The following is a 16,811-nucleotide window of genomic DNA, read 5'->3' as shown; positions in this document are numbered from 1 at the left end:
AGAGAATGACGTCTTACAAGTCATCACGTCTTACAAGTCATGATGAGTTACGATAACTCAGTGGTCTCAGTGAAGTCGCTTTCTTGCTTTGACGGAGCCGGAGGGACAAGTTGTGCCGTAATTTGGCGTTTTTCTAAGTCGACCGACTGAATTTTGATTTTTACCGACTGATCCAGAGCGTAAGTAGTGTCGTCGACGCTCAAGGTCAATAGGTCTGGGTTAAAGTCGACTTTTTGTACAGCCTTCGAGTTACTGTTGTCTCCTTTACTGTTGTCTCCTTTACCGTTGCCTCCCTTGTTACTGTCCCCTTTATTTTTGGCTGGGCGCTCGCGTAATTGAACGTAGGCTTCTACACCGTTTGCCTCTGCACGTACCCCAATCCCTTGGCTATTGACCATGACCACCTGCGCATCGTATTCCGCGCCGATGTGCTGTTGCATGTATTGGCACACTAACCACAGTTCCATTTGCCGACAGGCAGTGCGGCCATTGCTGTTGACCTCTTTCAGAGCTTCTAATTGTTCTTCTCGCAGTGAAGAGGTGGTTTGCTCACTTAATAATGATTTGATCAGCAAGTGATTGTAGAAGTCTTGAATTCGGCGAATCGGCGATGTGACATTCGCATAAAAGTCAAACCCTAACCCCAGGTGAGGTTGTGGTGAGAGGCTTAATTCACTGGGCTTTAATTGGCGTTTCAATGCGGCAAGCAAAGTGGTGTGCTCATTATTGGCTTGTAAGCGTTGAATCAATGTTCGGTAGGTGTCGAGAGTGGTGAAGTCCTCTCCGATGCTTTTTGCTTCGTCCCCAAGGTGCGCTTTTAGGAGTCGGCTGACCTGCTCTGCACGGTCTGGACGGAAACCCGCATGACTTGAAAAGAGACCATTGCTGTTTTTTTCAGCAAAAAATTGGCCTGCGCACACATTGGTGGCCAGCATGGCTTCTTCCACCAATTTTTGAGCGCTGTTGCGCTCTAGTCGGATAATTTCTTCAATTTTGCCTTGGGCATTTAAGCGGAAGTCGTAGTCGGTACGCTCTGCCATTACTAAGGCGTGTTGCTGGCGATATTGCAGCCGAGCCTTGGCAAAGGTTGCCAATAGCGTGAGTGAGTGTTGAATGGATTCATCCAGTTCAAGCGATGCCTTTTCGGGGGTATCTAAAAATTCTGAGACACCATCGTAGGAGAGTTTTGCCGCAGATTGAATGGTGGCAAGGCTAAAGTCAAAGTGCGTAATGTTGCCTTCAGAGTCGGCCGATAAGGTACAGACTACTGCAGGCCGTGGTGTATTTGGCACCAGTGAATAGATGTCGTGAGACAGTGCTTCGGGCAACATGGGAACGCTTTGTCCGGGTAAGTACACGGTTTGGCCACGGCTCAATGCTTCTTTACCCAGAGCGCTGTCCCATGGGATACCGGCGGAAGGGTCGGCAATTGCCACCATGATTTCTAGGCCGTTCTCGGTTTCGCGTGCGAATAATGCGTCGTCCATGTCGCGAGTGGTTTCTGAATCAATCGTGACAAACGGCAGTGTAGTGAGATCAGTCCGTTCTAATCCATCGGGGGTGATGACCGGATTGGCGATAACTTGTTCTAATTGCGCATTGTGAGGTTCACGCCATTGGTGGCGTAATTGAAACTTACTGAGGATGTATTTTCGCTCAATGGCTTCATCGGTGGGCGCGCCAATACGATCTACCACGCGGGCTTGGCCTTTACCGTCTTCGAATGGGTGACGAGTAATGCGGGCACGGATGTACTCACCGTCTTTGGCGCCAGCACGACTTTTCGGTGGTAAAAAGACCCAGCGATTTAACTGGCTTACATCAGGGATGACAAAATGGCCTTTGCCTCGAACTAGGTAGGTTCCTACAAACTCTTTGAGCTCGGTGCGAATGAGTTTTTCGAGCGTGGCTTCCAGTTGGCCTTTGTCATTACTGGTCAGGGTAACTTCTACCCGATCGCCAGGAAAAACTCGCTGCATTTGATCTGGGTTAATAAAAGCTTCGCGGCCATCGTCAAGCATCGCAAAGCCGTAGCGGCCTTGAGTGCCTCTTACTACACCCTCGGCGTAGTCTTTGCTGGCGCGAATATCTTTTTTTAGTTGGGTAAGTTGGTTAAGGGCGTTCGAACTGAGCATTGTGACCGTTATCGTTTGTGTAAGATCAAAAGAAGAACTTGGCGATGGTATAGGGCGCGAGCCGTGGTGCCATAACACGTTATTTCACGATGCTAATGCGCATGAAATCTAACGGGAGATTAGCCAAGTGGCGATGGTGAAGGATGATAACAAATTCACCACAGATTCCGAGGTTTTTGTGAGTAAGTCGTGTCGAGTGGGAGTATTTTGCCGGGCTTAAAAAATTTTTTTGAGAAAAAGATTTGGATTGGAGTGCCAGTTGTCTGCTTTTTGATCTAGGTGTTTAATAAAAACGCGCTAAAGTATTTCGATCATTTTTTTCTGTAGAGATTTTTGTACACTGTCAGGGATCCATTCGCCGAGTGAAAAAGTTGTCTAATAAGTCAATGTCATGCTTGGTTCCGGAAATCGATATTTAGGGCTATTTATGAATTATTTTCGAATTATCTCTCGCACAGTGTCGACGTTTTTGTTGGCATGTGTTTTGACCGCTTGCGTGGATTCTACTCAAGCTCCAGAAGAAAAAGGCATTGTACCAAAAGGTATTGTACCAAAAGGCGTTGTACCAGAAATCACCCATTATCAAACCCGTAAGAATGACGTATTACTGGAAAGAGAATACGCGCGCGTGCGGGCAGCACGTCTCAGTGATGTGCATTATGACTTGTCCATCCGTTTACCGGCTGAAAACGTTCCGTTTTCGGGAACGGCGGCGATTCATTTCTCATTGAAGGAGGCAACAGCCCCCCTTACTTTTGATTTCGTTGAGGGAGAAGTGAGTAAGGTCGTGGTAAACGGCGCACCAGTAAACGTAGATTACAACGGTGTGTTTATTACGGTATTGCCCGAATCATTGCGTGAGGGGAAAAACACCGTTGAGGTGGAATACACACATGCCTATCGTCGTGATGGACGAGGTTTGCATTGGTTTCAAGATCCGGTCGATCAAGAAACCTACTTGTTTACCCAATTTGAAGCGTGGGATTTCAATAAAGTCTTTCCAGGTTTTGACCAGCCAGATTTGAAAGCAACGTATCAATTAGACGTAGAAGCCCCCAGCCACTGGCAAGTGATCAGTGCGACTCGTGAAACGTCTATTGAAGAGGTCGGCGATGGGCGCAAGCGTTGGTCGTTTGCTAAAACCACGCCATTTAGCACCTATGTGTTATCGCTGCACGCGGGCCCCTACAAAATGTGGGAAGAAGAAGAGACTTTTCGTGTGCCTTTACGCTTGTTCGCTCGTCAAAGTTACGCCGAATTTGTCGACGTTGAAGAGTGGTTTAAAGTTACTCGTCAAGGGTTTGATTTTTTCGAAGGCTATTTTGAATACGACTACCCCTTTGGGAAGTACGACCAGATTTTAGTGCCGGAATTTGTTTTTGGTGCGATGGAAAATGTGGGTGCCGTAACGTTCACCGAGCGTTTACAACCTCGTCGTGAAAAAAATACCAAAGATCGTCAAACCATGGCCGTGGTGGTAATGCATGAGATGGCACACCACTGGTTTGGTGATTTGGTCACCATGCGCTGGTGGGACGATATTTGGTTGAATGAAAGCTTCGCCGATTTAATGGGAAATTTTGCCACCGCGAATGCTACTGAATACACCGGTGCTATGGTCACGTTTTCGACCAATCGTAAATCGTGGGGCTACAACGAAGATCAGTGGATTACCACTCACCCGATTGTGCAGGATATCCCCAATACGGAAGTAGTGATGGCCAGTATTGATGGCATTACTTACGCGAAAGGGGCCTCCAGTTTAATTCAGTTAATGCACTTGCTTGGGCCAGACACGTTCCGTCAAGGCTTGGTGAATTATTTCGATACCTACGCCTGGAAAAATACGGAACTCACCGATTTTATTGGTTCACTCAGTCAGGCGGCGAATCGGGATTTGTCACAGTGGACGGATCAGTGGTTAAAAACCTCTGGGGTGAATGCGTTGCAAGCCAAGGTAATGTGCGAGCAGGGCAAAATTACTCGTTTTGACTTAACTCAGCGTCCGGCTAACGTCAGCGGTGCCATTCGTGAGCACGGTTTGGATGTGCTGTTGGTGAGTGATGCCGGCGAGCGCTCAACGGTTGATGTCACCGTTCGTGAAAAAAGCAATGTCTTGAAGGCGTTAAATGGGAAAGCCTGCCCGGCATTTGTATTGCCGAATGTTTCTGATCACACGTTCGTGCAGATTTTATTGGGGCAAAAAGACGTTGCTTATCTTCAGAAACACTTTGGCGATTTTGACAGTGCTGTTGAGCGCGGCATGATTTGGCGGAGCTTGATTGAGTCTGTTAGAGCCGGAGAATTGTCTGCCATCGATTACCTAGATTTAGCCCTAAATTATTTACCAAAAGAGCAAAACAGTTCTTTATTACAAGGGCAGTTAAGCAATACCAACCGAGCCTATGGTTATCTGGTTGTGGGGGGCGTTAATAATTCAGAAATTAACGCTCAAGCCAAGTCATACCAAGGCAAGCTAGAAGCCATGGCATGGCATGGTTACCAAAACAGTACTGGTGCCGTGAAGCGTCAGTGGTTTGGTATGTGGTTATCGATGTTGCACTCACCAAAATCCATAGCTGAGGCCGAAGCGTTGCTGGCTGGAAAAGACCTCACGCTGGATGATCGTTGGACGGTGGTAAAAGCGCTGATGCGTGAGCAACAAGAGTCTGCTCAGCAATGGGTGGAAACACTCAGCAAAGAAGACAATTCTTCCAATGCAAAATTAAATAAAATACTGGCCAGTATTGTGGTGCCGGATAACTCGGTGAAAGCACAATGGATATCCGAGGCGCAAAATCCGAAAACAGAATACGCGTATACTCAGATGCGCAGTATCACGCGCGCATTGTTTCCGTTGGAGCAACATGAAGAACATTTGGCGTTTACCGATACCATTGTTAATGCCATTCCTGAGTTGGCAGAGACATTGACGCCGGTGATGTTGTCAACTTATGCCAGTAACCTGATTCCACGTCAGTGCAGTTTGAAGGCACAACAAAAGATGTTGGAGTTGGCGGCACTAGAGAATATGCCGGGTACTGCTGTAAAAACCTTGAAGAAGCTCTCTCAATCGGAAGAAGAGTGCGTTGCGGTACAAAAGCGTTTAGAACAAGACGGGTAATCGCTTTTGTATTCTGGATTTTGTATAAGGTTTTAATTTTGTAAAATAAAAAAGCCGCACTTGTGTCAAACAGTGCGGCTTTTTTTATACCTTGTTTTTTTATTCCTGGGTTTTAACGCATTGGGTTTTTAAAGCCCAGATACGTTAAAATCTCTTAGTACATAAAAACCGAAAGGGTTACTCGCGTTCAACACCGGCGGTGATGGAGAAGTTTTCTAAACGAACACCTGGGGCGGTGACACTGCCATCACTGGTGAATAGGAAATGCAGAACCACATTATCCTTACCGGCAAATTCTGAAATATCCGCATCATAAGGTTGAGAGCGAATGGCACCACTGGTACGCAATACGGTTTGGCGATTACCCTCTTGGTCTTCCACGTAGACATCGATGAAGTCAAAGAAGGCTTCGGTATCAATTTCCATCTCAAAGGCCAGCGTAGCGGTTTCAAGATTGGTCAGGTCGAGTAACACTGTGGCATCGGAATTGACGTTATCAACATAAGTGGGGTTAAAGCCAACCTGTAAGTAAGGCTCTGCCAACGTCCAGCCGGGTTGAGCCGTGTTGTTGATGATAGTCATAGGGCTGGTGATGCCGTCAGAGAACGATTTCTCGTAACCGCTTTCGTCGATCACAAGCTTGGTTTCATAGGCAACAAACTGGCGTTTAACATTCCACACGGTTTTGTCAAAATAATCGACACCTTCGAAAGTAATGTTATTGCTGCCGGTGGCAAGGGTATTCAACGCCACTGAAACACTGCGAGGCTTAAATGCCGTATAAACCGGCACGCTGTCTACCAATTCGCCATCAGAGTAAACGTTGATTAATTTGGTGTTAGAAACGGTCAAGTCATAACTGGCGTTTTCGGCATCCACAATCACACTGCCAGGGCCTGTGGAAGGTTCCACATTGGCGTAGTAACGTTTATCAAAATTGCGCAAAAACAGACTTTGCGTAATGGTTTTAATTTGATCAACGTTATTGTTGAATAAATCGTCGGTGGTTTGGCTGACGTTTATGTCGGCTTCACACCCAAAGTCTTCGATGATGCCCCCCTCGTTTTTCCCAAAGCGTACTAACTGACCCCAAGAAACACGCATTCTGTGGTCCAGCGGCAGTGGAGGAAAGACTTCTGGCAGCACTAAATTGAAAATATCATGCTCCCAAACGTTGGCGCCACCGGCTCCGGTTCTTGGATCTTCACCGTACACCCATGCTGCTTCATTGTCTTGCATGGAACAGGTAAATAAATCAGAGGCAGAATAACTGCGTGCGTTGGCCAATACGGCAACAGGTTTGTAGTACGACTGACCCAGTTGATTGGCTCTGCCTTGATCTGTGAACGGCGCATCCGCACTGTAAAGAGCATCAGTGCCTGCAACCGCATTGATGTTATCGACCCAGTCTTGGCTGAAAATATCTCTAAACAACGTTTCATTCAGCAGGGTGCGATTTAAATCGGTATTCAATACTCGACCGCCAGGTGCTTGTGCCGTGGTTGGCATAAATAATTGATACAAACGGTCTGCAAGGTCAACAGAGCCACCGCCATTATTTCGAACATCAAAAATCAGCCCTTTGGTATCGCCAAATTCTTCATAAATAATACGCTGAGCTTCGGCTAAGGTTACATCATTGCCTAAGGCCGGAACAAAACTTTCCAATTGCAAATAACCGTAATCACCGTACTCGTTGCTGATGATTCCCCAATTTAATGTGGGTTCTGCGGTAGGATTGGAAGGGTATTCCGTTTTGCGCTCTAAATCATACGCATCGGTAAATTGATTAAACTCTTCCTGCCATAATTCCTTACTTTGAATGAGTTCACGAAGGTTAATTTTTTCTGGTGCTTCGTTACGCAAAACGCCTTCGGTTAATGGTGCTGACAACGTACTTGGGGTTGATAAGGCACTTGGCGTTGATAGTGCATTTGGTGTGCTTTCGGCGGTAAAGGGAGTCTCTGTCAACCATGGCAAAGTAATACTGTAGACTTCCCCTTTAGGGCGAGAACCTTCACCCGACGCTTTTAAAGTGATAGTGACTTCATTTTCTTCAGGCACTGGCGTTAATAAATGGCGAACAAACGTCATTTGTCCAATGGCACGAGTAAAGCCACCAAAATCATTCGCGCCTTGAGCCGTTTTTTGTTCTTCTTCTATGGCGTCGCGAATCGGCAGTCCGTTATAGGACAATACTACATCGCCAACGTCTGGAACGGCTTGGTCAGATGCAAACTCTTCGAATAGAGAGGCATTGATTGAATTAATGCGAACTTTAGAAAACTTTAAAATAGACGCTTCGGTTAAAAAAGGAAAATCAACCGTACGTGTAAACGTTAATGGTAGGAAACTGGTGAAATTAGAATAGGGTGATGGGAAAATATAATTAAGGTGTAAATCACGTTGTGCGGCAAAAATGGTAAACAATGCCAGCTCTACTTCTTCAACGCTTAATTCGTCGACATTCTCCAGTAACTCGGCCACAGCAGGTACCGGGTCAATCACACCCTCGTAAAAGGCTTGTTTACTTTGGCGGTTGACATAGAGATCTCTGAGTAAAATTTGCGCTTGTTCGACCAAAAAACGCTTTTCACGGTCCGACATTCTTGGGAATTGAATGGACGGCCTGACCTCTTCTAGGGTTTGTAGGCCACTTTGTGCGTGAGATAACCCTGGAGAAAACGCAGTAGCAATGGCTGCACTCAGGAGCATAGATTTTAATGGTTTCATAGTAACACCCTTAATGGATCAAGCTGGTTCTATAACGTGTATCGTTACAATTTATATAATCATTTCTACTGAAACATGCGGATTCAGGCATGATTGCAAAATTATCGTTGTTGCTGAGAATAGGCTTTACGCGACTCGGCAAGCACAAAAATATACTAATTGTTCATCAAATTGGTTCTTTTTTTCAGAAAACTCCTCATCTTGGCGCCATAATCTTCCGTTTGTGATTTTCTATGTTTATAAAGTGACGAAGTTGTTAACTATTTCCTCATTGGTGTTTTCTGAAATCATTAATCATTTTTTGAATCCATTGGCATTTTTTGTTGATTGCAGTGCTCTATTTATTCTTAAAAAAGAATTTTTGATTGGTGTAAATGATTTATTAATAGCGATGCTTTGTTGTTGAAGAAGAGTGTTGAAAAGGAGTGTTGAAAAGGAGTGTTGAAAAGGAGTGGTATGAAATGGAAAACCCAATGGTGATGAAAGTCGTATCAATATTAAAAGCGTTGCAACTGGCGTGATGCACTTTCTCTGAAATAATGGGGTGTGATGAGAATGCGGTTTGGGTATTTTGTTGTGTGGGTGTTTTGTTATGCGGGTATGCTATGGTAAAAAATAATTCCCGCTCTTTTATTTTGGTTTTTTTGAATTGTGCAGTTTGATTTTTAAAGGGTTAAAATAACTGTTTTAAAAAGTAAAAATCAGGGAGAGGATGCATGTTGCATCACATTGTTTACATTTCTACTGCCGTTAGATTGATGAGTTTTCCAGAATTAGTTGAATTGTTGGATCAGGCTCGTAATAAAAACGAAGTATTATCCATATCAGGGTTGTTGTTGTACAAAGATCGTTCTTTTATTCAGTTAATTGAAGGGCCTTCGGATTCGGTTCGCTCTTTGTTTACCTCTATTGAGCGGGATCTGCGTCATACACATGTCAAAATATTAATTGATGAGCCACTGGAAAAAAGGATGTTTGGTGACTGGAGCATGGGGTTTGTGAATGTCGATAACGAAGTAAAGGATAATCCCGGTTTTAAGGATTATTTTTCAGGTCAAGAAAGCATCAGTACTATGGGCGCAGAGCCTACAAAGGCTTTGCGATTGTTGCAGTATTTTCGATCCAGGAGCTAAAGAATGAGCGCCACATCGGATAGTGAATTCGTTCAGATGTCTTCAAGCAACGATTGTAGCCCCTCTTCAGAAGAAGAAAAGACGCTAATTATTGGAATTGGTGCTTCTGCTGGTGGGTTGGATGCCTGTCGTAAGCTACTGAGAAATATCCGAAATTACAAAGCCTGTTTTATTCTTTGCCAACATTTATCACCGGTGCATGAAAGTAAGTTGGCAGAGATTTTATCGAAAGATACCGATTTGACCGTACGTCAAATTACGCATGGTGAGTCTATTTGTTCTGGGTGTTTATTTATTTCACCGCCGAATGCCGATGTGCAAATAGAGCACAATCGCATCTTTTTATCCACGCCAGGAAAAGGCCCGTTTCCCAAGCCGAATATCAATAAATTTTTCTCTTCATTGGCGCAAAATTCAGGTCGTTATTCTATTGCGGTGGTATTATCTGGAACGGGTTCAGATGGTGCCGAAGGTGTGGGAGATATTCGTGCATCGGGTGGTTTGGTGTTTGCGCAAGATCCTAAACACGCTGACTATGACGGTATGCCAAGCGCTTCAATTGCCACTCATATGGTGGACGTGATTGGGGCGCCAGAAGTGTTGGGGCAGCAATTATCTAACATTATTAACGAGGGTATACCTGAAGAGGGCTCTGAATTTGGTGTTCGAGAAGAATCGCATTACGATGCCATTCTGAATTTGGTTGCTCGGGCGACGTTGATTGATTTTTCCCATTATAAACAGTCGACAATCAAGCGGCGGTTGTATCGACGTTTGGCGGTAAAGGGTATTGTATCGCTAGAGGATTATTTTGAATATTTAAAAAGCAATGAAGAAGAAGTTCGAGCGTTTGTTCAAGATGCGTTTATTGTGGTGTCAGAGTTTTATCGAGATGTAGAGCAATTTGATGCTTTCAAAGATTGTTTGGTAGAGAAATTAAACGCCATGCCTGCTCCTAAATTTATGCGGGTGTGGGTGGCAGGCTGTGCTACCGGAGAAGAAGCTTATACCATCGCTATGATCTTTGAGGAGATAAAAAAAGAACAATCAAACACGTTTGATTATAAAATCTTGGCCACAGACATTTCTGATAAAGCCATCGGAGTTGCCCGGGCTGCGTGTTATCCCATAGAAAAACTCAGTAATCTGCCAGAGGGGTGGTGCGAATCCTACTTTGATGAATCGAAGGAGGCTAGCGAGTACCAGGTTCGCCGTTATATTCGTGAAAAAGTTGTTTTTTCTGTGCATAATATATTTTCTGATCCGCCGTTTTTACGTTTGGATATCATTTCTTGCCGTAACTTGCTCATCTATTTTGATGCGCATTTGCAAGACGAATTAATTCAAATGTTTCATTATGCACTCAATATGGAAACCGGGTTGCTGTTTTTAGGTTGTTCAGAGGATGTATCTGGTCATGAATTATTTGGGGTGGTCAGTAAAGGAGATAAAGTATTTCAAAAAAAACAAAACGATGCAGCTGGGCTTGTTATTTCTTCTTTAAGGCAAAGGGATGTAAAACCATTGGTGGGTGAATCTATCACTAGAGCCAACACCCTAGATAAAGAACGCTCGATTCTTAAGTCATTGAATATGAGTTTTATTCCTGCCTCAATTGTGGTAGACAGTAAAAATGCGATGATTTATGCCCATGGAGATTATTTGCCTATTATTTCCAGTAAAGGCGGCTTTGTGAATACCGATTTGTTTGAAATGATTTCTCCTCCATTACGTGCTGAGTGTCGAGCCTTGGTTTATCGGGTTCGTCAAACAGGAGAGGTGTGTAATGGTGTATCACAATATTTACCTATTGAAGGAAAGCCAATTTGTATTCGTTTATCTGTTCGCCCTTTAAAGGGTGCATACGATAATTTGGTGTGTGTATCTTACCTCAAAGTGGCGGCCAGTGAGGTAAGTCAAATTGTCCAAGGTGAGGGTGAGTCGTCTCTTCTTCAAATGGAGCATGAGCTTAATGCTACCCGTGAAAATCTACAGACGGTGATTGAAGAGTTGGAATCTGCCAATGAGCAACTGCAAGTCTATAATGAAGAGTTGCAATCGTCTAATGAAGAATACCAAAGTACTAATGAAGAGCTGCAAACGGTTAACGAAGAGTTGCAGTCGACGAATGAAGAATTAATCACGGTAAATGAAGAGTATTCTATAAAGAGTGCTGAACAGTCAAGAATGTCGAGTGATTTGAATAATATTCAAGAATCGCTGGATATCCCCTTTTTTTTAATCAACACTGACTATCGAATTCAGCGCTTTACCCGTAAGTGTGCGGTATTGTTTGATGCCAAAAAAATTAAGATTGATGATTTATTTTTTGCGATACAGTGGAAAAGTAGCATACCCGATTTTCAACCCTTTATTGAACGTGCAAAAGAAGCATTGGCGACGCAATGTATTGAGGTTGAGATTGCCAATCGTTACTATCAGTGTCAAATTTCTCCTTATACTAATGCGAGTGGCTATTTTGACGGCTACACCATCATTTTTTACGATACTACAGATTTTACACGTTCACAGTATGCCTTAAGCGTGGAAAAAACTCAGGCGCAAACGACACTGGAATTGGTGTCGGAGGGGGTAGTGCGTCTCAATGCGGAGCATGTGGTGGAGTACATTAATCCTGCTGCATTGCAACTGATGGAAAGGGAAAGCGATGACATGCTGGGGAAAAAGCTCACTAAGCGCTTGCATTTGATTGAGGAAGAGGGCGACGTCGTTGATATTGAAGAACTTATTCATCGTTGTCATGATGAGGATGAACCCTGTTTAAAATCGTCAAGGCCCTTTACATTAAAAACGCAATACGGGAAAAATATTTATATTGAATTTTCTATTGTGCCGCTGAAATCTTCCAGTTTGACTGACCTCACTGTTGTTGACGGTGCTTGTACTGACGGTGCTTGTACTGACGGTGCTTGTACTGACGGTGTTTGTACTGACGGTGCTTGTACTGACGATGTTTGTACTGACGGTGTTATTACAGGAAGTGTTATTACCCTTCGTGATGTGAGTGAAAAGCAAGCACAGTTAGAACGTTTGAAATGGCAGAGTACTCACGATGCGCTCACAGGTTTGGTAAATCGCGATGAAATGGAGGTGCGTTTAGAGCGTTGTATTCTCTCGTCGAAACGAGATGGAACCGAGTCTTCTTTACTTTATTTGGATTTGGATCAATTCAAGGTGATTAATGATACTTGTGGTCATTTAGCCGGTGATCAATTGCTCAAGCAATTATCTCAATTAATGAGTGAAATGTTACGCTCCAGGGATACGTTGGCAAGGTTGGGGGGGGATGAATTTGCGGTATTGCTAAATGGTTGCTCAATCTCTGGCGCAGAAGCTATTGCTTACAAGTTACAGCAAAAAATACGTGAATATCGGTTTGCTTGGGAAGATAAAATATTTCGAGTTGGTGTCAGTATTGGATTGGTGAGTATTAACCAAAATGTTAATCAAATTTCTGAAGTTCTCAGTGATGCGGATGCGGCTTGTTATGCAGCCAAAGAAATGGGCAGAAATTCAATTCAGGTGCACAGTAATGACAACGAGGTTTTAGAAACGCAGCGTTTGCAAATGCGTAGCATTTCCGATATCAATGAAGCCATTGAAAATGATTTGTTCCGATTGTACTTTCATCCTATTCGTGAAGTGAGCACGAAAGAGATTTATTCTTGGGAGGTGCTGATTCGAATGTTTAACAAAAAAGGTGAATTTTTGTTGCCGGGACGTTTTCTTCCAGCGGCAGAGCGGTTTGGCTTAATTAATCGTATTGATAGCTGGGTGGTTGAGAATACTTTAAAAAGTACTGCTCAATATTATAACAGTAGTGCGGGTCAAACATTTCCTCGTTTACATATTAATTTATCTGCGCATACAATTACGGATGTGGCCTATTTGCACTTAATATCCGAATTGGTGGAAGAGTATAATATTCCCGCAGAAAATATATCTTTTGAGATTACAGAGACTGCTGCTGTGTCTAATCTTGTTAAGGCTCGTGAATTTATGTCAAAAGCCCGATCGCTTGGATTTCGGTTTTCGCTGGATGATTTTGGTACGGGAATGAGTTCTTTGTCGTATTTAAGAGAGTTGCCGATAGATTCTGTTAAGATTGATATGTCATTTATTGAAAATATTACTTCAGACCCTGTGAATCGGGCTATCGTGAGTTCCGTTAAAGAGGTCGCTCATTTGTTGGATTTGAATGTTATTGCAGAAGGGGTTGAGAAGGATGACCAGTACAATTGTTTGAAAACCTTGGAAGTGGATGCCTTTCAAGGTTTTCTATTGGGTAAGCCTTTGCCTTTTGAGGAGTTTATTAACTACCATCACTAGGTGCAAATGCCTTAATATTCTTTGCAGCTTTTAAAAGTATTGCTATTAAAAGTGTTGTTGTTAAGGCTATTGCTGTTAAGACTCTTACTATTAACCGTATTGCCATTCTCCAATGTTATTTTAAATAGCGTACAGTGATTTTGTTAATGCGTAATTGGCACGAGTCTTTAAGGGATTTTAACCCCAGGCGTTTACTGATAATGAACAGCAACCATAGTGAAAACCCCCAACGTTTCACATTGAATGAGATGCGATAGAGCCGACTCTGCATTTGAATTTTCAGCATTTCCAGCATAGAGGGCTTCTCTATCTTATCACTGGCGATGTCGTATCCTCGGGTGCGCATCATTTCATGGCATTGATATTCAACGTGTGAAATTTGCTTAGGGGTGAGTTTCTTCTTCCATTGATTGGCATAGCGAGCATCTGGTCTGCTGTATGTCGTGTCTTTTTCCAAGTTCAGCATTTCATCGGAATAGGGTACACCGATAAAGTCACAAATTTTGCTTAATTCTTTTTCGGGTTCGGCAACGAGGTCTTCATAGCGTACGGTGTATCGTTGCGATTCTGGGATGCTTTTTTCCAATGCTTCCCAATGTCTCTCAGGTTTAATCCAGTATTGAGTGCCTTCATGTACATTGCCTACCCAGCCCATACCGATACACGATTTGGCAACATCTCTTGGGTCTCGAAGGAGATGAATAAACTTAGCTTGTGGCCAGATTTTGGGAAGCATATCCATACGTGAATGTACGGAAGCGCCCACTTTTTTAACAGGGTTTCTCAGGTACTGTTGCCTAAGAAAACTTTTTACTAATTGTTCATAATTCAATGTGGAGTCGACCGATAATTTCATATCTGCAAATTCACGGTCGGTTTTTAAAAACGCATGATAATGCTCTATCGATGGCCATTGATTATTAATGGCTTCTGAGACAGCACATTCGAACTCCCCAAAAATATTCATGTCTGGGTGATGATCTAGCATTAGCCTGAGCATGGTTGTGCCTGAGCGTAATGGTCCAACTACAAAGATAGGGCAATCCGTTACAGTTGAGTTTTGCGCGTCCACCATTAGATTCTCCTGTGTAATCAAAATGGTCTTCTTGTTTAAAAGAAAAAAGCTATGATGCTTACTCCACAGTTATCTTGTCGTGCTAATTTTATGTCGTACTAATTTTGTTTCGTACTAATTTTTGTTTCGTACTTATCTTGTGTCGTATAGGTTTTATAAAAATGTTCAAAAACCAATCTGAGCTTATCACTTCATGTAGCAGCCATCAATTCACTCGGATTGATCCTTTATAACGATTCAGCTCTTATAATAAAGTGTTTTTAGAAAAATTTATTTTATTTGAAATATGGCTTTTAAAGATGCTAATCAAACCACGTTAATAGAGTGATCTTGCCCGCTTTATTTGTGATTGGTTGCAAAATCGTGCCATTTAAAATAATAAAAATGAAAAACGCTTTCAATCAAATGTACGATTCGAACGTTTAAAATCCGAAGGATGAATTAACTGAGATCGATAGCAGAGAGAGTTGCTTAAATGGCGGAGAGAATTGCTTAATGGGGTGATATAAAAGTGGGTTGAATCTAGATGATTCTGAAATAGAATAAAAAGTAAATTTTATAGATCAAACAGTTCAAAAAAGCACGCAGCATAGGCTTTTCATTATATGTTTGATCTAAGTGCTTATCTTTCGCTTTTTGAGTTATTAGAAGAGAGAGCGTGGATTACGCTCTCCATGGGCCTTTTAAAATACCTTCTTCATGCAGCGATATAAAATGCGGGATCATCACGTGATCCTGATTTTGTGGGCAGCGCATGACGCAGATGCCGGCTTGGCGAAAGACTTTGGCACTGGTATCGGTGAGTACAGCCTCTGCACAGGGTTTAACGTGATTACTTTCATATTGCTTGAACACGTGCAGTGGCATATTGCCCAGCGTTGTGTGTTGACTCGGGCTCATGGTTGGCCCATGAGCGAGATAGTTTTCACACAACAGCAGTGTTGCAGCATAGGCACCGTTGCCCCATAAGTAATACTTGTGGGTGCCATCTTGTGCCAACTCTTCGTAATCGAAACAATCAATAGTCGAGGTTTGTGTGCCGTAAGGCAGGCGCAGTAAAAAGCGTGGCGCAACGAGCATGGTATGTTCGGTCGCGTCGTATTCACGCAGGGCGTTCCAGCCATCTTTAAAGTCGTCAGAAAGCGGGTAGTACCAGTCGTCGGGGTCGGTTGAGCCGGCCAGGGTTGGACAGCCGGCAATTTTACTGCTGGCGCCTCCGACGAATACCCCTTGTGTGGCTTCGGCAATGGTGGCCAAATCAATCATCAGGCCAATATCTGCAATGGTATCTTCCACATAGAAATCACCAAGAACTAGGTTGAAGGGGCGTTCACCGTAACTGGTTTGGGTGCTGACCAAGCGTTTGAAAATACCGGCGTTTTCTAAATCCCCATCAGCGGCTTCCAAATCGGCCAGCAGTTCTTCTTTGCTCACATCAATTAAATGCAGTTGCACGAGTTCACTGCTTTCTAAACGGCGGAGAAGAAAATAAATGGCGCGCCAACTGGATTCTAATGATTGAAAATCACTTTGATGCATGATTTTACGCATGGATTCATTGGTGGCTGCGAGAAGGGCGTCGAGTAAGGCATCTTGCCGAGGGTCGTCTTGAGACTCCACATAAGGGGAAACAATACTTTTAATCAGGGCACTGATTTTTTGCTCGGTGGTTTCCAATGAAGACTGCACCGCTTGGCTATTGCCTAACAGGGTATCTAATAACGAATCACTACTGTGAGAGGCCGTTGCTGCCGCATCGGTATTGTCGGTATTCGGAGCCGCTTCTGCTTTCGGCGCTTCGTAGTGCGCCCAGCTTTGGATTTCTCGGGCAGCCGTATCAAATTGGGATGGAGTCAGTAATTGTTTTTGCAGTTCAATAAAGCGCTCAAATAACGGTACACGGCTGTATAGGTAGTCTGGGTGTAAATCGTCAAATTCGAAAAACTCGATGGTGTTATCCATGAAAGGCAATTGCAAGCGGACTTTCATGCGATTGAAAATATTGTCGAAATTATCTTTATTCAGGTGGTATATCGTGCGAGTGGCAATGGTTTCTGGTTCACACAGCCCCTGATTTTGACGACCACTAAAATCACCCAGTATGGCAACTTTAAGGACGGGTGTGTTAATTGGGGTGGGGCTTTGTTCGTCACCCGATGAAAACGTGCTGGATGCAGTGGTGGTGGCGCGAGACATGATTAATTCCTTGGCGGTTGGCACTGACTAACCGGAAAGTCCCGGTACAGTGAAAGTGAAGTTTC

7 protein-coding genes are annotated in these 16,811 nt (G+C 43.6%); 3 read left to right on the top strand and 4 right to left on the bottom strand.

The annotated features are described in order from the left end of the window. Positions 1 to 47: 47 nt before the first annotated feature. Positions 48 to 2,135, bottom strand: coding sequence for a VacB/RNase II family 3'-5' exoribonuclease (locus LU351_RS05045; protein ID WP_232592969.1), 2,088 nt, complete (start codon positions 2,133 to 2,135; stop codon positions 48 to 50). Positions 2,136 to 2,562: 427 nt separating this feature from the next. Here LU351_RS05045 and pepN point away from each other — a divergent pair, with 427 nt between their 5' ends. Then, on the top strand, positions 2,563 to 5,259 hold the full coding sequence (gene pepN, locus LU351_RS05040; protein WP_232592968.1) for an aminopeptidase N: 2,697 nt from the start codon (positions 2,563 to 2,565) through the stop codon (positions 5,257 to 5,259). A 177-nt stretch (positions 5,260 to 5,436) separates the two neighbouring features. On the opposite strand, the gene LU351_RS05035 is transcribed toward pepN, so the two are convergent. Then, the gene (locus tag LU351_RS05035) at positions 5,437 to 7,992 is read right to left on the bottom strand and encodes a S41 family peptidase (RefSeq protein WP_232592967.1); all 2,556 of its coding nucleotides are present in this window, start codon (positions 7,990 to 7,992) and stop codon (positions 5,437 to 5,439) included. A gap of 716 nt (positions 7,993 to 8,708) precedes the next feature. On the opposite strand from LU351_RS05035, the gene LU351_RS05030 reads away from it, so the two are divergent. Together LU351_RS05030 and LU351_RS05025 are read left to right on the top strand one after the other, a co-directional pair. Continuing rightward, on the top strand, positions 8,709 to 9,125 hold the full coding sequence (locus LU351_RS05030) for a BLUF domain-containing protein (protein WP_232592966.1): 417 nt from the start codon (positions 8,709 to 8,711) through the stop codon (positions 9,123 to 9,125). 3 nt (positions 9,126 to 9,128) lie between these two features. Beyond that, positions 9,129 to 13,475, top strand: a complete 4,347-nt coding sequence (locus LU351_RS05025) for an EAL domain-containing protein (protein ID WP_232592965.1) — start codon at positions 9,129 to 9,131, stop codon at positions 13,473 to 13,475. 115 nt (positions 13,476 to 13,590) lie between these two features. Here the strand turns inward: LU351_RS05025 and LU351_RS05020 are convergent, their stop codons facing one another. Further along, complete coding sequence (locus LU351_RS05020; protein ID WP_232592964.1) at positions 13,591 to 14,550, bottom strand: sulfotransferase family protein; 960 nt, start codon at positions 14,548 to 14,550, stop codon at positions 13,591 to 13,593. A 663-nt stretch (positions 14,551 to 15,213) separates the two neighbouring features. Beyond that, on the bottom strand, positions 15,214 to 16,746 hold the full coding sequence (locus LU351_RS05015; protein ID WP_232592963.1) for a type VI secretion system contractile sheath domain-containing protein: 1,533 nt from the start codon (positions 16,744 to 16,746) through the stop codon (positions 15,214 to 15,216). Positions 16,747 to 16,811 lie beyond the last annotated feature (65 nt).

The sequence above is a fragment of the Marinibactrum halimedae genome (assembly GCF_021234875.1).
Taxonomy (GTDB): Bacteria; Pseudomonadota; Gammaproteobacteria; order Pseudomonadales; family Cellvibrionaceae; genus Marinibactrum; species Marinibactrum halimedae.
Note: the sequence above shows the minus strand (reverse complement) of the source record. Positions and strands in the feature narration are given on the sequence as shown.